Annotated in this window: 22 protein-coding genes, 1 other RNA gene and 1 pseudogene; 11 read left to right on the top strand and 13 right to left on the bottom strand. The window is 40.7% G+C overall.

Features of this window, described 5'->3' with window-relative positions; translation table 11 throughout:
• The first annotated feature begins 37 nt into the window (after positions 1-37).
• The 5 genes from pfkA (at position 38) to E4635_RS01985 (ending at position 4470) form a co-directional block, all read left to right on the top strand.
• Complete coding sequence (gene pfkA / locus E4635_RS02005; RefSeq protein WP_135524938.1) at positions 38-1024, top strand: 6-phosphofructokinase; 987 nt, start codon at positions 38-40, stop codon at positions 1022-1024.
• Between the two features lie 75 nt (positions 1025-1099).
• Complete coding sequence (gap, locus tag E4635_RS02000) at positions 1100-2101, top strand: type I glyceraldehyde-3-phosphate dehydrogenase (protein WP_135524937.1); 1002 nt, start codon at positions 1100-1102, stop codon at positions 2099-2101.
• Positions 2102-2290: 189 nt separating this feature from the next.
• Positions 2291-3142 (top strand): N-acetylglucosamine kinase, encoded by an 852-nt coding sequence (locus E4635_RS01995; protein WP_135524936.1) that lies wholly within the window; start codon positions 2291-2293, stop codon positions 3140-3142.
• A gap of 1 nt (position 3143) precedes the next feature.
• Positions 3144-3512, top strand: a complete 369-nt coding sequence (locus tag E4635_RS01990) for a methylglyoxal synthase (protein WP_135524935.1) — start codon at positions 3144-3146, stop codon at positions 3510-3512.
• 349 nt (positions 3513-3861) lie between these two features.
• On the top strand, positions 3862-4470 hold the full coding sequence (locus tag E4635_RS01985) for a hypothetical protein (RefSeq protein ID WP_135524934.1): 609 nt from the start codon (positions 3862-3864) through the stop codon (positions 4468-4470).
• Positions 4471-4508: 38 nt separating this feature from the next.
• On the opposite strand, the gene E4635_RS15815 is transcribed toward E4635_RS01985, so the two are convergent.
• Together E4635_RS15815 and E4635_RS01975 are read right to left on the bottom strand one after the other, a co-directional pair.
• Positions 4509-5195 carry a carboxypeptidase-like regulatory domain-containing protein gene (locus tag E4635_RS15815; RefSeq protein ID WP_246020636.1) on the bottom strand — a complete coding sequence of 229 codons (687 nt, stop codon included), beginning with the start codon at positions 5193-5195 and terminating at the stop codon, positions 4509-4511.
• Positions 5196-5280: 85 nt separating this feature from the next.
• On the bottom strand, positions 5281-6327 hold the full coding sequence (locus tag E4635_RS01975) for a glutaminyl-peptide cyclotransferase (RefSeq protein WP_135524933.1): 1047 nt from the start codon (positions 6325-6327) through the stop codon (positions 5281-5283).
• 88 nt (positions 6328-6415) lie between these two features.
• Between E4635_RS01975 and ffs the strand changes: the two genes are divergently transcribed.
• The 4 genes from ffs (at position 6416) to fsa (ending at position 9212) form a co-directional block, all read left to right on the top strand.
• An RNA gene (gene ffs / locus E4635_RS01970) (signal recognition particle sRNA small type) lies at positions 6416-6513 on the top strand.
• Between the two features lie 55 nt (positions 6514-6568).
• The gene (locus tag E4635_RS01965; RefSeq protein ID WP_135524932.1) at positions 6569-7561 is read left to right on the top strand and encodes an enolase C-terminal domain-like protein; all 993 of its coding nucleotides are present in this window, start codon (positions 6569-6571) and stop codon (positions 7559-7561) included.
• Between the two features lie 10 nt (positions 7562-7571).
• A complete protein-coding gene (locus E4635_RS01960; RefSeq protein WP_135524931.1) occupies positions 7572-8375 on the top strand; it encodes an SDR family oxidoreductase in 804 nt (267 codons plus the stop codon).
• A gap of 180 nt (positions 8376-8555) precedes the next feature.
• Positions 8556-9212: a fructose-6-phosphate aldolase gene (gene fsa, locus E4635_RS01955; RefSeq protein WP_135524930.1), complete on the top strand. Its 657-nt coding sequence runs from the start codon at positions 8556-8558 to the stop codon at positions 9210-9212.
• 76 nt (positions 9213-9288) lie between these two features.
• Here the strand turns inward: fsa and E4635_RS01950 are convergent, their stop codons facing one another.
• Both E4635_RS01950 and E4635_RS01945 read right to left on the bottom strand, forming a co-directional pair.
• Positions 9289-10680, bottom strand: coding sequence for a TlpA family protein disulfide reductase (locus E4635_RS01950; RefSeq protein ID WP_135524929.1), 1392 nt, complete (start codon positions 10678-10680; stop codon positions 9289-9291).
• A gap of 111 nt (positions 10681-10791) precedes the next feature.
• Entirely contained in the window at positions 10792-11730 is a 939-nt protein-coding gene (locus E4635_RS01945) for a WG repeat-containing protein (RefSeq protein ID WP_135524928.1), read from the bottom strand.
• Positions 11731-11807: 77 nt separating this feature from the next.
• Between E4635_RS01945 and E4635_RS01940 the strand changes: the two genes are divergently transcribed.
• Positions 11808-13424 carry an ABC-F family ATP-binding cassette domain-containing protein gene (locus E4635_RS01940; protein ID WP_135524927.1) on the top strand — a complete coding sequence of 539 codons (1617 nt, stop codon included), beginning with the start codon at positions 11808-11810 and terminating at the stop codon, positions 13422-13424.
• A 67-nt stretch (positions 13425-13491) separates the two neighbouring features.
• Here the strand turns inward: E4635_RS01940 and E4635_RS15870 are convergent, their stop codons facing one another.
• The 5 genes from E4635_RS15870 to E4635_RS01920 form a co-directional block, all read right to left on the bottom strand.
• The gene (locus E4635_RS15870) at positions 13492-13620 is read right to left on the bottom strand and encodes a hypothetical protein (RefSeq protein ID WP_262710624.1); all 129 of its coding nucleotides are present in this window, start codon (positions 13618-13620) and stop codon (positions 13492-13494) included.
• A gap of 90 nt (positions 13621-13710) precedes the next feature.
• On the bottom strand, positions 13711-14223 hold the full coding sequence (locus E4635_RS01935; RefSeq protein ID WP_135524926.1) for an anthrone oxygenase family protein: 513 nt from the start codon (positions 14221-14223) through the stop codon (positions 13711-13713).
• Positions 14220-14510 (bottom strand): c-type cytochrome, encoded by a 291-nt coding sequence (locus E4635_RS01930; RefSeq protein ID WP_135524925.1) that lies wholly within the window; start codon positions 14508-14510, stop codon positions 14220-14222. Before E4635_RS01930 ends, E4635_RS01935 begins: the two co-directional genes overlap by 4 nt.
• A gap of 83 nt (positions 14511-14593) precedes the next feature.
• Positions 14594-15370, bottom strand: a complete 777-nt coding sequence (locus tag E4635_RS01925) for a helix-turn-helix domain-containing protein (RefSeq protein WP_135524924.1) — start codon at positions 15368-15370, stop codon at positions 14594-14596.
• 105 nt (positions 15371-15475) lie between these two features.
• Positions 15476-15655 (bottom strand): hypothetical protein, encoded by a 180-nt coding sequence (locus E4635_RS01920; RefSeq protein WP_135524923.1) that lies wholly within the window; start codon positions 15653-15655, stop codon positions 15476-15478.
• 255 nt (positions 15656-15910) lie between these two features.
• Between E4635_RS01920 and E4635_RS01915 the strand changes: the two genes are divergently transcribed.
• The gene (locus E4635_RS01915) at positions 15911-18655 is read left to right on the top strand and encodes a fibronectin type III domain-containing protein (RefSeq protein WP_135524922.1); all 2745 of its coding nucleotides are present in this window, start codon (positions 15911-15913) and stop codon (positions 18653-18655) included.
• Here E4635_RS01915 and E4635_RS15920 read toward each other — a convergent pair.
• The 4 genes and pseudogenes from E4635_RS15920 to E4635_RS01895 form a co-directional block, all read right to left on the bottom strand.
• Positions 18641-18901 (bottom strand): annotated as a pseudogene (locus E4635_RS15920) (hypothetical protein); the annotation flags it as partial. The gene E4635_RS01915 and the pseudogene E4635_RS15920 sit on opposite strands and share 15 nt — an antisense overlap.
• 73 nt (positions 18902-18974) lie before the next feature.
• Positions 18975-19367: a DUF1398 domain-containing protein gene (locus E4635_RS01905; RefSeq protein WP_135524921.1), complete on the bottom strand. Its 393-nt coding sequence runs from the start codon at positions 19365-19367 to the stop codon at positions 18975-18977.
• Positions 19368-19440: 73 nt separating this feature from the next.
• The gene (locus tag E4635_RS01900; RefSeq protein ID WP_135524920.1) at positions 19441-20205 is read right to left on the bottom strand and encodes a helix-turn-helix transcriptional regulator; all 765 of its coding nucleotides are present in this window, start codon (positions 20203-20205) and stop codon (positions 19441-19443) included.
• Positions 20206-20217: 12 nt separating this feature from the next.
• Positions 20218-20610: an OsmC family protein gene (locus E4635_RS01895; protein ID WP_135524919.1), complete on the bottom strand. Its 393-nt coding sequence runs from the start codon at positions 20608-20610 to the stop codon at positions 20218-20220.
• Positions 20611-20613: the final 3 nt, after the last annotated feature.

Genomic DNA, 20613 nt, shown 5'->3' with positions numbered 1-20613 from the left:
CTTTCTTTCTTAAATTTACATAACTATAATTTGATGAATGTCTAAAACAATAAAAAAAATTGGAGTATTGACCTCTGGTGGTGATTCTCCGGGTATGAATGCGGCTATCCGTTCTGTTGTCCGCACATGTGCTTTCCATAATGTTGAATGTATCGGGATATATAGGGGTTACCAAGGGATGATTGAAGGCGATTTTAAGGAATTGGGACCGCGTTCTGTAAATAACATCGTCAACAAAGGCGGAACAGTACTCAAATCAGCAAGATCCAAAGAATTTATGACCGTTGAAGGCCGTCAGAAAGCACACAAGCACCTGACCGATTATAACATTGATGCCCTTGTTGTTATTGGTGGTGACGGGACTTTTACCGGTGCCGAAATCTTCAATAACGAATTCGGTTTCCCTGTCATGGGGATTCCCGGAACAATCGATAACGATATTTTTGGCACCAGCCATACCTTGGGCTATGATACAGCGCTGAATACGGTCGTGGAAGCAATCGATAAAATCAGGGATACTGCCAGTTCGCATAACAGGCTGTTTTTTGTGGAGGTTATGGGGCGCGATGCAGGCCATATAGCGCTAAATGCAGGAATTGGGGCCGGAGCCGAAGAAATCCTCATTCCTGAAGAAGATTTAGGATTGGATAGGTTGCTCGAATCGCTTCAAAAAAGCAAAGCTTCGGGGAAATCATCCAGTATTGTCGTAATTGCCGAAGGGGATAAAATTGGGAAAAATGTATTCGAACTCAAAGATTACGTAGAAGCCAACCTGCCGGAATACGATGTCCGTGTATCCGTTTTAGGGCACATGCAGCGCGGCGGCTCACCTTCGTGCTTTGACCGGGTATTGGCCTCGAGATTAGGGGTAAAAGCTGTCGAATCGCTCCTCGAAGGCAAATCAAACTTCATGGTCGGGCTACTTTGCGATAAAGTGAACCTTACCCCATTGGAGCAGGCCATAAAAGGCAGTTCCGAAATCGATATGGAATTACTCAGGGTTTCCGATATCATGTCTACCTAAAATATAGTAAACAAGAATAGAATAAAAATAATTAGAATCGGCAGGAGTGTAAACCTTTTGCCTAAAGTAAAGAAGATGAAAGTAAAATTAGGAATTAACGGTTTCGGGAGAATTGGAAGAATCGTGTTTAGGGAAACCTTCAATAGGGATAATGTAGAAGTTGTAGCTATCAACGACCTGTTAGATGTAGAGCATTTGGCTTATTTATTACAATATGATTCTGTACACGGCCGCTTCAACGGAACGGTAGCAGTGCAGGACGGAAAACTTATCGTAAACGGCAAAACCATCAGGGTCACGGCCGAAAAAGACCCTTCCGTACTAAAATGGGACGAAGCGGGAGTAGATGTCGTAGCCGAATGCACCGGTATTTTCACTACCTTGGAAACCGCCCAGGCCCACATTAAAGGAGGTGCCAAAAAAGTAATCATTTCCGCCCCGTCAGCAGATGCACCAATGTTCGTAATGGGTGTCAACCATGACAAGGCAAAGGCCTCGGACACAATCGTCTCCAACGCTTCCTGCACTACAAACTGCCTGGCTCCACTGGCCAAAGTCATTAACGATAATTTCGGAATTGTAGAAGGTTTGATGACCACCATACACGCCACAACGGCTACGCAATTAACGGTTGACGGCCCATCCAAAAGAGATTTCCGCGGAGGCCGAGCTGCTTTAATAAACGTTATCCCAGCTTCTACAGGAGCGGCAAAAGCAGTAGGGAAGGTCATCCCGGAATTAAACGGAAAACTAACCGGAATGTCAATGCGTGTACCTGTTGCCGATGTTTCCGTGGTTGATTTGACAGTCAAATTAAGCCGTGAAACCTCTTACGAAGAAATCATGAGCGTCCTGAAAAACGCTTCTGAAACATCCATGAAAGGAATCCTTGGTTTTACCGAAGACGATGTCGTTTCCCAGGATTTTGTAGGCGAAACCCTGACTTCCGTTGTAGATGCAAAAGCAGGAATCGGGCTCAATTCGACGTTTTTCAAAATCGTTTCCTGGTACGACAACGAATATGGATATTCCAGCAAATTAATCGATTTATCGGTACATATCGCCGGATTAAAATAAACCTCCAAATCAAAAATATCCCGTTTCATTGCGGGATATTTTATTTATATTTGGAGCTGTTTCCCGCTCTCGCCTTTATCTTTTTAAATGCCGGCCCATCAGTAAAAATACTATTTGGCTATCATTTAAAAAGGATATCGTCTCCATCGGGGCTACAACCAAACCAACTAACACCATACACAAAAAACAATGAAATTACTCGTAGATAGCGGCTCTACAAAAGCCGATTGGATTGCTATTGATGATGCCGGAAAAGTATTATTTACCACACAAACCCTAGGATTGAACCCGGAAGTCCTCACCAAGGAGGAACTAATCTCCCGACTGGACGACAAATTTGACATCCTGTACAATAAAAGCAATGTCTCGCACCTGTTTTTTTACGGAGCAGGCTGCGGTACCGACAGGATGAAAGATTTCCTGACAGGTGTATTCAAAGCCTATTTTTCAAGTGCTGCCGTAACCGTTCACGAGGACACATACGCAGCGGTTTACGCCACTACGCCCAAAAACGAAAAGGCCATTGTGTGCATCCTGGGCACAGGCTCGAACTGCAGTTATTTTGACGGAAGGATATTGCACCAAAAAGTGCAGTCGCTGGGGTATATCGCTATGGATGATTGCTCAGGGAACCGTTTTGGAAGGCATTTGCTGCGAGGCTATTATTTCAATAAAATGCCAGCCGAACTGGCCCGTGAATTTGAAACTACCTATAATGTAGAACCGGACCCGGTCAAACAGAATTTATACAAAGAGCCTAACCCGAATGCCTATTTGGCCACTTTCGCGGAATTCCTGATCAAACACAAGGATACCGAATTTTGCCAGCAGTTCATCCGTGAGGAAATGGAAGCTTTTGTCGAACTGTATATCAAGCAATTCAGCAATTATAAAGAGGTGCCTGTCCATTTTATCGGCTCGATCGCCTTCTACCTTAAAGACGAATTGAAAAATATCCTGGATAAGCACGGGATTACAATGGGAAATGTGCTTAGGCGCCCTATCGACGGATTAATTGAGTACCACATTCTAAACAGATAACATGGAAATCGCCATCATAGCCCATGACAGGATGAAAGCTGACCTGGTTCAGTTTTTAAATAAAAACGCCGCTATTCTCCACAATGAAAATATTACGCTGATTGCTACAGGAACAACCGGAAGCAAAGCTGAAAAAGCCGGTTTTGAAGTAACCAAAATGCTTTCCGGGCCCATGGGAGGAGATGCCCAGATTGCCGCCAGGGTTGCAGAGGGGAAAACCAAAATGGTGTTGTTCTTCAAAGACCCGAATTCGAGCCATCCCCACGAGGTGGACATCAATATGCTTATCCGGGTGTGCGACGTGCATAATGTTCCTTTGGCCACAAACGAAGCTACTGCTCAGCTGTTATTGAATGCCATTTCAAAATAGTTACCTTGCAACTGTCACAGTACACTGAACCTCTGTAAAGGTTTACATCATTACTGTAAGCCTTTATTTCTCTGATGTAAATGCTTATTGCACTGCTGTAAATGTCTATTTCCATGATGTAAAAGCTCATTACACTACTGTAAGTGCCTATTGTGCTTCTGTGGTAGCATTTTTTGTTCTGTAATAGCAATTTTCACTCTGTAACGGCGTTTTCCCTTCTGTAGCCAGTCCTTTATTATTGTATTCGGTTTCAGCAAAATATAAATGTTAAACATCATCCGGATCCTGATTTTTTATTTTGAAGGCTTAAATATTTTTGTATATTGCCACAACCAAATGACCTTAAATTATGAAAAAAACCATGCTATTAGTTTTGCTTCTTTTCTGCGGAAGCATGTATTGCCAAAAAAAGAAATCAACATCAAAAGTAGCTGCGGCTTCTCCTGTAATTGCTAAATCGGGGAATATTTCGGCCGAACTGGTAAAGAGCAATTTTTATCTTTTTACCAAAAACGGAGCAAAGAAAGACACTTTGCTTTTGAAGAAATTCAATGCAGCCGGAACACCTACCGATTGCAAGATAACGCCATTTACTGCCAAAGGGATTGCGATGTACCTGATTACCTGGACGGAAAAAAGCGTGTCGGAAACAAAACTGAAAAAAGAAGAAACAACCATCACCGAATCCCAGATCTGGAACCCGGCAACCAAGACCCTACTGATCGGGAATACGCAAACAGCTGTAAAAATCAAGGAAACGGTCTTTTTGGACAAACTTAAAAATGCTTCGGAAACACAGGAGCGCATGAGGAATTCCGGTTTTGCTTTTGAGTTTTTAACCGATGGGGATTTTGCCCTTAAAGACAAATCGTCTTCTACAAAATACACCTATAACGCCGCTATCTCCAAATATGAGGCAGTTAAAGGAAATTCAGCGCCGGCTAAAAAGAAGAAATAAAGAAATAATAAAAAGTCCCGTTCTAAGCGGGACTTTTTTTATCGGAATATCTTTCCGATTTTATGGAATATCCTTCCGAAAAAAGTTTTGCGTTTACAATAGACGATTTCTCCTAGTAATACCATAGGCCTGTCTTTCATTTTAATGGTATAAAAAGAGGCACTCGTTATTTGAAGCTCCTCATCCTTCATTCCCAAGAAAGAAAATACCAAAATATCGCCTTCCTTGGCTTTTATGGAAAATTTACCTTCAAAATCTGTAACGGTATTATTTTTAGTATCTTTTATAATAACAGTACAACCCGGTAATGGGCCTAATGTATCTGTCACGACCCCGGAAATTTCTTTTTCCAGGTTTACCGTTGCATCTTGATTGTTTTCAGAAACAGTTTTAACATCCGTCTGGACCATTCTGGGCTTTCCCTGGGCAATCGCTTCGTGGGTGCCTAAAGCAAAAAAACTCAAAACTGTAGAAGCTGTTGCCAGCCAAAACGGGCTCTTTTCCTTTGGTTTAACCAGTTCACGGTTTAGCTGGTTATTTAAAAAACGTCCGCAGAGATTGTTATTTTGGTTATAGGCTTCAATGATTTGCCTGTCGGAAGAATTGGTAAAATCAAATACGTTTTTCTGGCAGGAACTGCAGAAACGGCCTTTTTCCGTAGCAGTCATAGCCTGCCAGTTTTCATGGCAGGGATTTGGAATGGTTATGTTTATTTTTTGCGGCATCTTACTCAATAATTATAGGTTACTATATATATTGAGATGTTTTTCTGCAAAAAGGTTGGGACCGACCACAAATTAATTTCAAATATTATTTCACTTTTATCTCAAAGGTTTTATCCCAGTTTTTACCGGTAACAAAAATAGTTTGTGTTTTTGGGTTATAAGCAATTCCGTTTAACACATCGTCCGCGGTAGCATTGGTTTTTTTGCGTAAATCCGACAAATCCAGGAAAGCTTCAACAGCACCATTTTGCGGGTTTATGATTAAAACGATGTCTTTCTGCCAGATATTGGCGTAAATTTTCCCATTGATCCATTCCAGTTCGTTGATGCTGGTCACTTTGGTAGCATTTGTGTATACATTGACAAAATCAACCATTTTCTGGTTTTCCGGGTTCATTTTCCAGATTTTTTCCGTTCCGTCGGATTGGTAGATAAACTTTTTGTCATTAGTCATTCCCCATCCTTCGATATTTTTATCAAAAGCAAATGATTTTTCCAGTTTCAGGGTAGTGGCATCGTAAATGAAACCTGTTTTTTCCTGCCAGGTCAATTGAAATAGTTTGCCATTTACAAAAGTGATCCCTTCCCCAAAATATTGCGGCTGAAGATTTACCTGTTGCAGCACTTTCCCGGTTTTAGGGTCCGTTTTCCTGAAGTTTGAAGCACCTTTTTGACCGGTACTTTCAAATAAATCTCCATTGTAAAATTCGAAACCTTCTGTAAAAGCTGTAATGTCATGGGGAAAAGTCCCTACAATACTATAATTCAATTGTTTTGGTTCAATGGTGGAAACCATTTCTATGCGGGTTTCCGTTTCCGATTGTTCCCCTTCATAATATACTACCGCTTTCAGGTTCTGATAGCCTAATTTTTCGGAAGCGAGCGCAAAATCGAATTTGGCATTGCCTTTTGCCGTCCCGATTTTTGCATCATTGTTAAAATAAACAATAGAGTCAATCGTTTTTTTGGCGTTATTCTTTATAGTCAAATTTAAATGGTCATCCTTATGGTACATGGCCTTAAATTGAGAATCATCGATGGAAAATAAATTTTCTGCATTTTTTTTATCATCGCCACAACTGACCAATAAAGAAACTAAGGATATGATAGCGAACTGGTTATGCTTTTTCATTTTTTAAAAATTTGTGATTACAATATACAACACGATTTTATATAAAACAATGTGCTTGCAAAAATATAAAAAGATTGTATATTTGCAGCGGCAAGTCCTACACGACCAGCTCCTGCAGACTCCTCCAGGGTGGGAACGCAGCAAAGGTATGTGGTTGAGCGGTGCGATGTAGGTCGCTTGCCATTTTTTATAAATCTGACGTTGTTCAGATTTTTTTGTTTATAGTCATTCCCATTTTTTTATGAATTTATCCTGGAAAATTACGCGGTTTGCACTTAAGGAAACTTTTTCCATTTCATACGGGAATTATTCCCATAGGGAAGCTCTTGTGGTTGCTTTGGAGCAAAATGGGATTTCCGGATACGGCGAATGTACTGCCATCGATTATTACCATATCAATTTAAATGATTTTACCGATAAATTAACTTCTATACAGTCATTGATTGAAAACCATCAGATTGTCTTTCCTTCGGTATTTTATGCTTTTCTGGAAAGTTTGCAATTGCCTAGTTTCTTGCGATCTGCTCTAGATTGTGCCTATTGGGATTTGTTTGGGAAACTGGAAAACAAGAGTTTTTGCGAGCTAAATGCCATCAGCCTTGGCCATATTCCGGAGTCTTCCATTACGATAAGCATCGCTTCAGTGGAAGAACAGATTAAAAAAATAGAATCCTCTTCCTGGAATAAATTCAAAATAAAATGCAATACGTTCAATAAGGAGGATGTCCGGAAATTAATAAGGATGGACAGGAACATTGCCCTGGATTCGAATGGGAGTTTCACAAAAGAAGATTGCCTCTGGCTTGAGGATTTTGAAGGTTCCGCGAAGTTTGATTATTTGGAGCAGCCCATGCAAACGGAGAATTATCAGGTTTTGCATCAAAATTCATTTGCGAATTGGATGGCCGATGAAGATTGCCAATCCACGATAAATTTACGTACTTTACAGCCACATTATAAAAGTGTCAATATCAAACTAGTCAAATGCGGAGGACTGACACCTGCCTTGGAGATGATTGCCACAGCTAAAATACTGGGATTTAAAACCATGATCGGCTGCATGACCGAATCTACAATAGGAATTTCGGCAGGAGCAGTTTTAGCGCCATTAACGGATTATGCAGATTTGGACGGAGCGAATTTAATTGCCAATGATATTGCAGGCGGAAGTAAGGTAGTGAACGGGAAAATTGAATTGTCGGAAAGGCCCGGCCTGGGGATTTCGATACTATAAAAATATAAAAATGAGCAAAGTAGTTTTAATTACAGGCGGTTCTTCGGGAATAGGGAAGTCTGTCGGGGAGTTTTTACACCAAAAAGGATACTTGGTTTTCGGTACGAGCCGAAACCCGGAAAAGATCCAGGGTTCTGTGTTTCCTTTGGTTGCATTGGATGTAAGAGACGTTGGTTCCATCCATAAAGCGGTTAGCGAGATTATCGGGAAAACCGGAAGGCTTGATGTGGTAATCAATAACGCCGGAGTAGGTATTACCGGGCCAATCGAAGAAATCCCAACAGCCGAAATCAAGAATAATTTTGAAACCAATTTGTTTGGCCCCATTGAAGTGATGAAAGCTGTCCTTCCGCAAATGCGCTTGCAAAAATCCGGTTTGATCATCAATATCACGTCTATTGCGGGTTATATGGGATTGCCGTACCGTGGCGTTTATTCGGCGTCAAAAGGTGCTTTGGAGCTAATTACCGAAGCCTTGCGTATGGAAACCAAATCTTTTGGCATCCATATCACGAATGTCGCCCCGGGCGATTTTGCCACTAATATCGCCGCAGGCCGTTACCACGCACCGGTCATTAAGGGTTCTGCTTATGAAACACCTTACGGGAACACGCTCCAGGAGATGAATACGCACGTAGACAGCGGCAGCAATCCCAACGAAATGGCTGAAGCTATTTACAGTATCATGCAAAACCCAAGCCCTAAAATACATTATAAAGTAGGGGCTTTTATGCAGAAATTTTCTATTGTACTCAAAAGGGCATTGCCAGATAAAGTATACGAGAAAATGTTAATGAATCATTATAAATTGTAATTTTGCGTTCGCGTAAGGGATTGCAGCGGAAATCCTTTTCTTTTTGAGGCCAAATACCCTAATTTTCGGAAGGAATGTAAAAGAAAAGATTGCAGCGGAAAGCCCGACCCTTCTCTCGTCTTTAGAAACGAGAGAAGGGTTACGCCCAAAGTAGTACACAACTTAATTAAATAACAAAACATGAAATTTTTTATCGACACTGCTAATTTAGAGCAGATTAAGGAAGCGCAGGAACTGGGAGTTCTTGATGGAGTTACGACAAACCCGTCGTTAATGGCAAAGGAAGGGATTACCGGGAAAAATAATATTTTGAAACATTATGTGGATATCTGCAATATTGTGGATGGAGATGTTAGTGCCGAAGTGAATGCCATGGACCTTGAAGGAATGATCAAAGAAGGTGAGGAGTTGGCGGACCTGCATGAGCAGATTGTCGTGAAATTACCGATGACCAAAGAAGGGATCAAGGCGTGTAAATATTTTTCTGACAGAGGGATCAAAACCAATGTAACGCTTATTTTTTCTGCAGGGCAGGCTTTATTGGCCGCTAAAGCAGGCGCTACTTATTGCTCGCCTTTCTTAGGGAGATTGGATGATGTTTCGACCGATGGTTTGAATTTAATTGATGAAATTCGTCAGATATATGATAATTATGGTTTTGAAACCCAGATACTTGCTGCTTCAGTACGTCACACGATGCACGTTGTGAATTGTGCTAAAATTGGTGCAGATGTAATGACCGGGCCATTGTCTTCTATCGTTGGATTGTTGAAACACCCGTTAACGGATATCGGTATTGCGCAGTTTATCGCGGATTACGAAAAAGGGAATAAATAATTTTTTATTCAGGCATAACAAAAAAAGCGATTTCAAATGAAATCGCTTTTTTCTTTCTTAAAAAAAAATGTTTGGTTTATTTAAGATATTCTTCAAATTGGGCATCGAATAAACTCACAAATCCATTTTTAATAGTGCCGTTCGCATTGATAAGCATGACACGGTGGATTTTGGTGATCACCCATTTTTCTTTTAAATCTTCAAAATTGGTAGCATGAAGCTCTATCGTATTCTTGAAATTGTATTTGGAAAGCGTTGTTTTCCACTTTTCCGGGGAATCGTCAATGTTTACCGATACAAAATTCCATTGCGGATGTTTTTTGGTGAGTTCCGCCGCTAATTTATGGACATGTTCCATATGCGATTTTGCCTCGGTGGTCCAAAAGAAAACAACGGTGTTTTTAGTGAAAACCTGTTCATTGGTTACTGCTTTGCCCTGCAAATCGATTAGATCAACAACAGGTAATTTTTTGCCCATGGCCAAATGCTGTATGGATTCGCCAATTTTCTTGATTTCTTTCTGCTTTTCCTTATCGGTAGAAAGCTGGAAGTATTTGTCTAGGAATGCCTTGTTGTTGGTTACGTTTTGATCTTCAAGGAGATACATGAAAGTAATGTTGTTCAATATGGCATTTTTGATCTTCACATTTGTAAAAAGGGAATCAGCGATTTCGAGCTTTTTAACGCTGTTCTCAAACATTTTTTTACTGTCGCTTTTGCAGGTGACGTTGCTCAACATGGTGGTTAGGTACCTTACAAAAGGTGAAAAAGTCGTCAGTTTTTCATTATTATAGTCAATATTCTTCCTAAAGGCATAATAATCTTTAGGCAAATCTTTACAAACACTTTTATTGGTACGGTGCTTATGTACATATGGATACATCTCCTTTTTGGTCAGGTAGTTCATATCCAGCATGTTCTTCGCGTACAGATCAAAGCCTTTATCCCAGCCAATTTCCGTTTGACGCCTTAAATAAAAAGCTTTTTTGGCGGCATAATCCTTGTCTATAGTAGTTGAGAATGTCTTAAAATCCTTATCGAATAAATCGTATGAGCTGCTTTTGTCTTCTTCATTCTTAAGGAAAAGCTCCATTAAGAAGTTGTTTTTTTCATCCCCTCGGCCGCAAAATGTCAGTGAATTGTCAAATTCATTGGTATTAAGGCGGATCATCAAACTGTCATTCTTATCAAAATAAATGTATTGGTATTCAGGGTCATGCTTAAAAGTATACATGCCCGGGGCCAAAGAATCGTACTTCTTCAGGAACCTGTTGTTCTGATCAAGTTTAATGGTATCAATTACCTCATTGTCCTTGCAGAGAAAGACGAATTTGGAATTGGGATTGATGATTTCACCTCCAAAATATGCCGTATAGCCTTGCTCCTTGAATCCTTGATTACAGGAACAAAGCAATGCAACTGAAGTTATAGGTGATAGAAGAAGTAGTTTTTTTAAATAGGCAATCATTGAAACTTATTTATGATAGAGCAAATATATTTTTATATCGCATATAACGTTGTTAATGTACAGTTAAATTAAACTTATAGATATTATAAACAAAACCGCTCAAAAATAGCATTATTTTTTAACTGCTCGCAACTCTTTTTGTATCCATTTGTCCACTTCGGTTTTTCGGGCTACATATTCTGAATATTCTTTATGGTCAACCAAATCGATATGGGTCACATAATATTTTTTGCCGTCTGCGGAAACTTTAAAATTCTGGAAATCATCGTAATAATTCGAGCCTACGGCATAACCTTCTAAAAGTTCGAACGATCGGATAATATAATAAGGTTCGGATTCTGTTGGCCTTTCGGTAATTTCAAACGAAAAATTTTCTTTAGGGTAAACCAGATGGTTGATCGTGATGATCAGCTCTTTCCTTTTTTCAAAAAAATCCAGAATACCGATCTCTTTAGCCGTATACCGGAATTGGTATGGGATAAACTCGTTGTTTTTAATTTTGATATCCTTGGGATGGTTCCTTATTCTTGTTAATGCTATTTCGTTTCCGGCCTTGTCAAGATAGCCCCAGGTTCCGCCTACTAACGCAGGATGCTCCTCATCTTTTGACCTATCCCAATAACAGCCGTTGCAATAATTGACTATTCCAAAGGTAACAGGAGAAATCCAATCGTATTTGGCAGGGATGACTACTGTGCCATTTTTATTGGCGAGCCCAATTTTTTTATTTTCCGTAAACCGCATGCAGCCTTCCTGGAAATCATCAAACCCATTGTCGAATATATAAGGTGTAAAAAGAAAGTTCCCTTTGCGGTCGTAGGCTTTCGGGCCTTCCTTGGCAATCCAGAACAGGATGACATTCTCTTTGATAGGGTTGTTTTTTATGGTAGCGAATGACATCAGGCAGTATTTGGCCGGTATGATGACTTGCCCTTTTTCATTTTTGACACCAATAAGAGAATCATTTTCACTATAATAAAAGAGCTTTTCCGTTTGGGAAAAACCGTGCAAAGAAGTTAAGGCAAATAGAAAGCAAAATAGGCTTTTCATTGATAATTAATGTTATTCTTAGTTCAAAACTCCACTATTTTTTCTACTTTTGCAACACTTTTATAAAAAATATATCAATGTTAACAGTTTCAAATTTATCAGTACAATTTGGTAAGCGAATTTTGTTCGACGAAGTGAATGTGACCTTTACCCAAGGGAACTGCTATGGAATTATCGGAGCAAACGGTGCTGGAAAATCTACTTTTTTAAAAATACTTTCAGGGGATATTGACCCGACTTCCGGCCGAGTGATCCTTGAGCCTGGCAAACGTATGTCGGTTTTGAACCAGAACCATAATATGTTTGACGACTATACGGTTTTAGAAACCGTACTGATGGGAAACAAGACTTTGTTTGCCGTTAAGAAAGAAATGGATGATTTGTACGCAGATTATACAGACGATAAAGTAGACAGGATTGGGGAACTTCAGGTTCAGTTTGAAGAAATGAACGGATGGAATGCAGATTCCGATGCGGCTACAATGCTTTCCAACCTTGGTATTTCGGCAGATTATCATTATACGCTGATGGGTGAGATGGAAGGAAAACTTAAGGTCCGTGTCCTTTTGGCGCAGGCCTTGTTTGGTAATCCTGACGTGCTGATTATGGATGAGCCTACGAATGACCTGGATTTTGAAACTATAGGATGGTTGGAGAACTTCCTGGCTAATTATGAAAATACAGTATTGGTTGTATCGCACGACCGTCACTTTTTGGATGCGGTTTGTACACATGTGTCCGATATCGATTTTGGAAAAATAAACCATTACTCAGGAAATTATACTTTCTGGTATGAGTCAAGCCAGCTGGCCGCTAAACAAAGAGCACAGCAGAATAAGAAAGCGGAAGAAAAGAAGGCTGAATTAGAGGAATTTATCCGTCGTTTCAGTGCCAACGTCGCGAAATCGAAACAAGCGACATCCCGTAAGAAAATGATCGATAAACTGAATTTGGCAGATATCAAGCCGTCGAGCAGAAGGTATCCGGCCATTATATTCGATACCGAAAGAGAAGCAGGCGACCAGATATTGAACGTGCAGAATTTAAGTGCTTCAATTGATGGCGATGTTTTATTCAAAAATGTAGACCTGAACATGGCAAAAGGAGATAAAGTTGTCGTTTTCTCAAAAGATTCACGTGCTACAACAGCATTTTACGAAATCCTGAATGGTAATATGACGGCAGATTCCGGGACTTTTGACTGGGGAATCACTACAAATCAATCCTATTTGCCGGGAGACAACCACAGTTTTTTCGAAAATGATTTAACGTTGGTTGACTGGTTGCGCCAATGGGCAAAAACCGAAGAAGAGCGTGATGAAGTATATGTTCGCGGGTTTTTGGGTAAAATGATTTTCTCCGGAGAAGAAGCCCTAAAGACCGGACGTGTTTTATCAGGAGGAGAGAAGGTACGCTGCATGTTGTCCAGGATGATGATGATGCGCGCTAACGTGCTGATGCTGGACGAGCCTACAAACCACCTGGACCTGGAATCGATTACAGCGTTTAACAATTCCCTGAAGAATTTTAAAGGTTCTGTTTTGTTTACAACCCATGACCACGAGTTTGCCCAAACGGTTGCCAACAGGGTATTGGAAATTACACCAAATGGTGTCATAGACCGTTACATGACCTTTGATGAATACCTTGAGGATGATAAAATCCAGGAATTGAGAAAGAAAATGTATGCTTAAATATAAAATCCCGCACATAGCGGGATTTTTTTTTTTATTGTCGTTTTTCGGTACGAACTTAAATTGATTAGTGCGTTGCGGTGTGCATCCATTGGCCAAAAAGATAACCGGAATACGAAATGACAACAATAGCGAGGACAATAACGGAAGGATGCTTCTGTAGCCAATCTTTAACTGTATGCTTTTTTGTTTCCATGTTTTTTGATTTAAATGATTACTAAATGTCTGTTTATTAAATAAGTAGCCATTTTTTTAAAATGTTACAAAAAGTTTTTATGTTTCGATATTATGCAGCAACTTCCAACGATTTGTTTTGATTGATACAGCTTATAATCAATAAGATAACTGTAATAAGGGAGCAAACAGTCCTGATGGTGTTGAAGGCGTTCCATTTGGTTTCAAACAACGCTCTTTGGTCACGGATGGTGTCTGGTGTAGCATTAGTGATGTTGAAATTTTCCAAGGCATCGTTCAAAGGGACATTCCCCACGACGGTTATGCCAAAAACGCCTATCGCATACGTAAATACAGCTATGAGGAGCAACCAGGATTTGACACTTGTTTGCTGCTGGTAATTCAGGTAAGCGCTGAGTGGTATTAAGATAAGAGTCCCGAAAAAACAGGCAAAAAAGACCGGGTTTTGTATCTCACGGTTGATGGATTGCATGGCTTTGATATAATCTGCATCGGATAATTTGCCCAAACCTAAATTGACCGAGCAGGAATATGCATAAAACAGTCCTGCGATTAAGGCTGAAAATGTAGTGGTTATGACCAGGATGATGTCTGTTGTTTTCATTTTTTAAGTTCTTTTATATAGTTAATGACTTGATTTATCTGTTCTCCCGTCAATCTTTTTTTCCAGGCGGGCATGATAAACCTTCCATTGGAAACAATTTTAAGGTATTCGGCATCGGTTAATTTGCTTTTCTGCAGGTTTTTGGCTCCGAACCTGCCTTTGGTCCCGTCCAATCCGTGGCATTTGGCACATTCGTTTTCGAATATTATCCTGCCGTCGCCAGGGCCGGTAGTTGTTGTATGATTTCCGATAGTTCCCCATAGAATCAAAAGCAGCAATGTTTTCATAGTATAATTTTTAATGGTTTATACTGCAAAGTTTGCTATTAACGGATTCTAAAAATAGAACAAAACCGACAGCGGCAAAAAAATTATTCCTTCACAAATGTTTTAGGTGTTTTCCCTGTAAAAGCCTTGAATACTTTTATAAAATGGGACTGATCGGCAAAACCGTTCGCATAGACCACATCTGTCAGTTTATCGTAATCTTTTACCATGAGTTGTTCCAATGATTGCTGGAATTGGATGATTTTTGAAAATTGCTTGGGAGAAACGCCTACTTCATTCTGAAACCTTCTTTCGAGTGTCCTTTCATTCAATCCCAGTGCCATGCAAAGATCTGTGATGCTCAACTGTCCTTTGTGGTCGAGGATTTGTTGGAGCGATTGCCGAATTTTGAAATCCAGCGATTCTTTCTTCTCCCGGAAAAACGAGTGAAGGAAATCCGTCAGGATACCAATTCTTTGCTGCAAGCCCTGTTCATTTTGCAACTGTTCAACAGTGGTTGTGATTTGTTTATTCTCTAATTGTGACAAATCATAACAATTGTCGTTGATGCTTTTGGGGTCAACGCCGAAAAACTGCTTCAGCACAAAAGGATATAATTGTATGATAATGAGCCTGTATCGGCCTTCCATAACCAGTTCGATAGGTTTGATGGTTTGCCCGTAAAGGAAAAACACCGGCATTTCCTTATCATGGGGATGTACCCGTAAACCGTTTTCCGTTTCCTGGAACAAAAGCCCCGGATAACCGTCAGCGAAGAAAGGCAGGACCGTTTGCCCAACAGGATCAGGCTCTTCATAAATGAGGATATCTTTGACAAACAGCGCAATGGCATCATCAGGTGGGCAGCTTTTAAAATTCATGTAGCCTATGATTTGTAAGAATTCTTCTTCTGTAAATATATAAAAAAACCACCCCGCTTTTTTAAAAAAGAAACGGGGTGGGACTCTCACTACATAAGTCAGGAATTAACCTCCTTTTTTTCCAAAAACTTTACTGATGATAAAAATAACAACTGCTATTCCGGCAATTACAAGAAATATACCGAAACCCATTCCAGCCTTAAATATGCCTTCAATGGCTTCGCAGCTTGTAAATAATGACATTGCCATCAGTAGCATTCCTAATCTTATTGCATTGCTTTTCATGACTTTTAGAATTTGACGCATAAGCGGTCTGTTTGTGTAATAAAGGTATGAAAACAAGAAAGCAAAGGTGTTATAGAATTTCTGTCAGATGTTATATTTTTTTCGGCAAAAACCTTTCATATAAGTAAAAAACTACAATAAATTAACACAAATAACATTAAGGATTCGTAAGGGTAAACGAAGAGTAACATTGTTTTAAAGCCATTTGAAGATGGGTGAAATACTTTTGCTTGGTCAAAACAACTCACTACAACCATGAAAAAAATGTACCTTTTCTTATTGTTTTTATGCACCGTTACGGTATGTAAAGCACAAACCTTATACCCGTATTTGCAAAATGCCACGCCGACTTCCATTTATGTTAACTGGAAAACAGACAGCAACACGCAATCTGTTGTAGAATATGGCACTACGGCTGCGAACCTTACTGTTACCGTTACCGGAAATACCAATGTTTTTACCGATTCCGGTTATCCTGGCAATTACTTTTACCATAGTGTGAAACTGACCGGGCTTTCGCCAAATACCAAATATTTTTACAGGATAAAAACCGGAACAGACGTATCTTCGGTTTATTCTTTTAAAACTTTCCCGAACCCGGGGCAGGCCGCTACAGCAGACGGGCATATCCGTTTCCTGATCATGGGCGACAACCAGCTCAAAGCCGTACCGCGTTATGATTCTTTGGTATCTGCGGCCAAAAGGAAAATAAAACAAAAATGGGGTGCTTCCTTATCGCCGGATGATAATATCTCGATGACTTTTATGGTGGGAGACCAGGTAGATGTAGGAACGCTGGACCATTACGAGAATGTACATTTCAAAAAGAACAGAGGACTTTCCGGGAATATCCCGATCCAGACTACGGTAGGAAACCACGAAACCTATGGAACTTTAGGAATGAATTCCTATTACGATCATTTTTATGTAAGCGAATTGTCTTATAAGGGGATTTCTTCCGGAACAGAAAATTATTACGCACAGCAAGCCGGGAATGTTTTGTTTATCAGTATGAGTTCGGAACATACGGGAGCGGCACAATTAACGTGGCTGCAACAGGTTTTGGCAGCGGCCAATACGGATAATACCGTAGAATGGATTTTCTCCTTGAGCCACAGGCCTTACCAAGCGGAGCAATATGTGGGCGATATTTCTACATGGGTTAGGAATACAGCGGTTCCGTTGTTGGTAACTTCTCCGAAATATATCATGCACATTGGCGCCCATCATCATTTGTACCACCGTGGGCAGTTAAAGAATACGCCTACGTACAACATTATTTCGGGAGGAACAGCCTGGGACCAGTATTGGGGTTCTTCGACGGAGCAGGATTTTGAAGATGTCCAGAAAACCATTTGCAACTGGATTTACCAGATTGTCGATATTGATGTAACCAACGGTAAAATGGATGTGGAAAGTTATTCCATAGGAAGTGTGGACCAATGGAAGAACAATCAGCTGATGGATGAATTCCATCGTTATAAAAACAAGCAGGCACCAGCAAAACCTTCGGTAACCAATACTTTTCCTGCCAGTGTGACGCTACCTGTAACAATTTCGGGTTCTGCTTACAGCACTACAACAAACGAATTGCTAAATACGACTCAATTCCAGATTTCGCAAACAGCGACCTTCGATATTATTAAAAAGGAAGTGTACCGTGATTTTGAAAACCTGTATGGTAAATATGGTACCAAAAAAGATTCTACTGTAAATATCAATTTGGGTATCGATATTACTAAAATGACGTTGGCTTCGAACTCAATCCCGAACGGGCAGTATTACGTAAGGCTACGTTACCGCGACCGCAACCTGGAATGGTCTCCATGGAGTGATGCCAAAACCTTTACCATCACAGGAAGTAACACGGTCAACACGGAGATTGCTACTGATGCCGTAACGTATGCGCAGAATGCAGCCATTAAAGTGAATTTTACGGATGCCCCGGCGAGTACTTCCACCTGGATCGGCTTGTATAAAGAAGGACAGACGCCTGGAGGCAGTTCGCCTTCCCAGACATGGCAATACACCAACGGAAGCGCCAGCGGGTTTATCAATTTTAGCAGCGGATTACCTAATAAAGGCCGTTATTACGCCGCCATATTCTCTAACGGAGGCTATACGGAAATAGCACCGAGAAAATACTTTTATGTAGGCCCGGTACCGGTATTAAGCACAGACCAGGCAGAATATTCGGTGGGAATGCCTGTGGTTGTTAATTTTAGCAATGGGCCGCAACTTGCCAATGATTGGATCGGTATTTACAAAATGGGTATTACGCCCGGAACAGGAATTGCTTCGGCAAGCTGGCAATATGTGACGACTGCTTCGGGAGCGAAAACTTTCAGCGGGCTGCCAAAAGGATATTATTATGCCGAATATTACCTTCAGGATGGTTTCAATGCTATCGGGAACAAAGTATTTTTCAAGATTGGGGAAATCGTTACCGAATTATGGATCAACAAACCTACATACGACCTGGGAGAACAGATTTCGGCTTCCTGGACCGATGCTCCCGGGATTGTAAAAGACTGGCTGGGCATTTACCACGAAGGGGATAACCCGAATATAAACCCGTTGGTGAGCTATACGTATTTTAACGGTTTGGCCGAAGGTACCAAGAATATCGTAAGCCCGGAATTGCCAACAGCAGCAGGGAATTATTTTATAGTGATGTTTACCAATGATTCGTATAACGAGGTTTCGAACAGGGTGACTTTTGAAGTGGTAGATGGTGCTTTGGGCAATGATGAATTCAAGATTGATAACGGGTTGAAGGTGTATCCGAATCCGTCGCAGGCCAACAAGCAAACGTTTATCCAATCGGACTATCCTATTGATGAAATAGAGATTTTCAATACCGAAGGCAAATTGGTATATGCCACCAAAAATGTAAACAACAATAAGTATTCCTTGATTACGCAGGATTTGCCAAAAGGGGTTTACATCTTAAAAATACATTCAAGAAAGTTATTTACGGCGAAGTTAGTTGTGGACTAAGCCGGTAAATAATGTGTAAAAACCCTGTCCCGTACCCATAACGCGACGGGGTTTTTTGTTTTTGTTTTGGTTTGAAAGACCTTTTGCTGTTATGCAAGGGCTTTTACCATATGCAAAAGGCTTTCTACCGAGTGCAAAGGAGCTTCTACCATATGCAAAAGAGTTTCTACCGAGTGCAAAAGCATTTCTACCGAGTGTAAAAGTATTTCTACCGAGTGCAAAGGAGCTTCTACCGTATGCAAAAGCATTTCTACCATATGCAAAAGAGTTTCTACCTTGTGCATAATGGTTTCTACCAACCTTTTGCGAAAGCTTTCTTTTAAGGCATTGGTATTTTTTCTACCAATAGCACATTTTCGGCTTTGTCATAATACGTACAGGTCATTTGATCCATGCAAACGGCCCATTTTTCGACACCATATTTGGCGCATTGGCCACAAAAGGTAAGATAGTCGGATGCTCCCTGCTGGTGTGCTTTTAGGTCTTTTTGAAAGGATTCGTTATCGCTTTCTTCCGCAATGGAAAGAGGCCCGTATTTTGCCGGTGAAGTGGTTTTGTAATCGTTTTTGCCAAAATAATCGGTATGGCCATCGGTAACATACGTTTCATAAAATGTAACCCCTAATTGAATGAGGTCCTGCACATATTGCGGGAAATCGGCTCCGCTTTTTACTTTTGAATGTGCCACCTTGATTTGTTCTACTGTAAACATAACTGTATGATTTTAAATTGTTATGCCAAAATTCCGATAATTGGAAAACCTGTAATTGTAAAAAATCGTTTTTTTACAAATGACGCTTGAAATTCTCGGGAGCCTCGCCCGTATATTGCTTAAAATCTTTACTGAAATGGGCCTGGTCGAAGAAATTATTCTCGTAACAGATATCAGTTAAGGTTTTTGGGGAATCAAGCTCTTGCAGAACCGTATTGAAGCGTACGATGGAACTGAATTTTTTAGGCGTTGTCCCGACAATTTTCCGAAACCGCTTTTCAAACGGGCTTTGGCTGGTGCCTAATTTTTCATTCAGTTCCTTTATGCGTATGGCTCCTTTGGTTTGGTAGATGAGTTTTACGCCTTCCATAATGAGTTTGTCCTGATGGATGTTCTTGAGCTGGGAAAGTAAAAACTGCTCCACGATATGCAGCCTTTGCCTGTCGGTGATTGCGGCCGAGAGTTTTTCTTCGGTGTCGTTTATAAACTGTTTGTTGAAAATGGCATCCAGGGAGAGGCTTTGGTTGAAGAGTTCGTTGGCAGGGCAGGAGGCAAAGTGCGCCAAGCCAATTTCGGTAAAGAAAACCAAAATCGTCCCGATATTTGCCGAATTGCTGAAAACCTTGAACGTATCGGAAATACCCGTAATCCCTGCTGATGACAAGTTGTTTTGCTGATTGTCTTTCAGTAGGGCGAGGGAACCTCTGTACTGGAAACCAATGACCAGGCCGGTTGATGGAAAGATTTTATACACCTGCTTTTCGGCATTTTCGGAAATGACCAAATGTTTGATGTAAGGTTTGAGTCTTTCGGCAGGCTGTATGGTTTCAAATCTCATAGGAACACATTTTTATCCCAAAGAAGTTTCAATTTCTATTGGGTTGGACAGCATTTTATGGAGCGGGCATTTGTTGGCTATTTTCAACAATGATTCCCTTTGTGTATCGTCTAGTGTACCAAAGAGGGCTACTTTGCGGGTTAGGACTGTTTTGGATTTTTCTTCGTCCCATTGCAAGGTTACTTCGACTTTGGCATCGGTAAGGTCCCAGCCTTTTCGGTTGGCATACATGCGAAGGGTAATGGCTGTGCAGGCGCCTAAGGAGGAAGCCAGCAAATCCCTTGGTGCCAATCCGGAATCCTGGCCTCCGGCTTCTTTGGGTTCGTCTGCGATAATGGTATTGTTGCCGGACCTGATTTGGGTCTTGTACAATTCTTTTCCTATGTGAGCGGTTATTTTTGTCATGTC

Origin of the sequence: Flavobacterium humi, from assembly GCF_004745595.1 — a bacterium.
Lineage (GTDB): Bacteria > Bacteroidota > Bacteroidia > Flavobacteriales > Flavobacteriaceae > Flavobacterium > Flavobacterium humi.
The sequence above is the reverse complement of the archived record's forward strand: the minus strand, read 5'-3'. Positions and strand labels throughout refer to the sequence as shown.